The following is a 471-nucleotide window of genomic DNA, read 5'->3' as shown; positions in this document are numbered from 1 at the left end:
ACCTTTCTTCGGGCGTTTCAGAATGCTTTCGGGAAGTAACGGTGCCACCGCCTTTTTGAGCAAGTACTTAGTGGTCATGCCATGCACTTTATAAGAACTTGGCTGTGAGAGCGCAAATTCCACCAGCGGAAAGGCAAGGAAGGGGAGGCGGACTTCAAGTGATGCAGCCATTGACGAGCGGTCAGACTTAACCAGCAAGTCGTCGGGCAGGTAGGTGATCATATCTACTTTCATGATCTGCGAGACCACGTCATCGTCCGGCAATTCGGATTTATTCAAGCGAAGTGCATCGGGCAGAATGTCTTCTTCTCTGGTCAATGTAAGCACGTCGCTTTTTACAAGTTGAACTTGCTCCGAAAGGGGAAGCGAGCCCATCCAGTTCAGGTGGCGATCAACCGGTGAGCGATTGGCTGATTCGATGAATTTTTTAGCTTTGTAATCGAAACTCAAGTTGTTCATGGACACTGGAAG

1 protein-coding gene is annotated in these 471 nt (G+C 49.0%); it reads right to left on the bottom strand.

Translation table 11 applies throughout. The features are described 5' to 3' along the window. On the bottom strand, positions 1-459 hold a 459-nt coding region (locus tag D7V77_RS42485), incomplete at its 3' end, for an asparagine synthase-related protein (RefSeq protein WP_233597579.1). Between the last annotated feature and the right edge of the window lie 12 nt (positions 460-471).

The organism is Corallococcus sp. CA041A, from assembly GCF_003612075.1.
Taxonomy (GTDB): domain Bacteria; phylum Myxococcota; class Myxococcia; order Myxococcales; family Myxococcaceae; genus Corallococcus; species Corallococcus exiguus.
The sequence above is the reverse complement of the archived record's forward strand: the minus strand, read 5'-3'. Positions and strand labels throughout refer to the sequence as shown.